At 69.9% G+C, this 1,156-nt stretch carries 1 protein-coding gene; it reads right to left on the bottom strand.

The window, feature by feature from the left end; all coding sequences use genetic code 11:
• On the bottom strand, positions 1-655 hold a 655-nt coding region (locus GRZ55_RS22930; RefSeq protein WP_169289257.1), incomplete at its 3' end, for a hypothetical protein.
• Positions 656-1,156: the final 501 nt, after the last annotated feature.

The raw sequence follows: 1,156 nt of genomic DNA, 5'->3' as shown, positions 1-1,156 counted from the left end.
CGTCAAGCGCCGCGGCAAGGGCTGCGAGGCGCTGGGTCAGGCGCGTGGCGCTGATGAGGTCGTCGGAGGAAGGTGGCGGCGGAAGCGGTGCGGGTTCGGTCACGCCGGGCACGACAATGCGCGGGGCGGCGTGCGGGGGCACGGTGGGACGGCGCCGGCCGTAAAGGGCGAGGCGGCGCGGAGGATCGAAGAGGGGGAAGGCGGGGATTCGCTTTGCAGGGGAGGATGTACCGTCGCGGGTGGCATTGGCTGGCGCCATCATCACGGCGATGCCGAGGCGGCGAAGGAGCGGTTCGATCGGCTGGGGCCGGGGCTTTGGCTGGCGCGGGCGTGGCGGTGGCACCGTCAGGCCCTTTGCGGCGGCGATGATCAGGCGGCGCGCGGCGGATTCGGCCGGGCGCAGCAGGGCGAGGATCGCGCGCCACAGGATGCGGGGGAGGGTCGCACGGAGCTCTACCTCCCCCTTGTGGGGAGGTCGACGCGAAGCGTCGGGTGGGGGTTGCGACCTCAAGGTCACCCCCTCCCGCGACTGCGTCGCGACCTCCCCCATCAAGGGGGAGGTGAGAGGTTGCGCCAGCCCCGCCATCTCGACCAGCATGGCGACGATGCGGGTGAGTGCCTGCCGGTTCGCCTCGATTGCCGCAGTTCCATCCATCGCCGCCTCCGTTGGTTGGGCGCGGGGAGTATGGGGTCGGTGGTTGGGGGTGTGGACAGATGGCGTCAAAAAAAGATGGGGCGGAGAAATAGCGGGCGCGGCTTGCCCTCGTCCTTCGAGGCTCCGCTGCGCTCTGCACCTCAGGATGAGGGCTGAGAGGTTGCGCACCTCAGGATGAGGGCAGAGATGTGGGCGCCGGGCTTTGGGCTCGCCCAGACGCCAGCTCGGGGAGCTACAGCCGAAGCGGGCCGCACCGGCAGCCCTCATGGTGAGGTGCGAAGCCGCAGCGAAGCGGAGGCGCAGCCTCGAACCACGAGGGCGGAATGGATGGCGCAGACCCCTCATCCGACCTCCTGCCTCGCCGTTCGCCATGCTCACGGCTCGTTGTCGGCCACCGTTCGTCGCTTTGATCGACAAATCGTTGCCGATCAATCGGCCTGCGGCCGACCGCTCCTCACCCCACAAGGGGAGAAGGGAGTCGCGCTGCGTCAGCGCCGAGAC

The sequence above is a fragment of the Chelativorans sp. ZYF759 genome, from assembly GCF_012911015.1.
Lineage (GTDB): Bacteria > Pseudomonadota > Alphaproteobacteria > Rhizobiales > Rhizobiaceae > ZYF759.
Note: the sequence above shows the minus strand (reverse complement) of the source record. Positions and strands in the feature narration are given on the sequence as shown.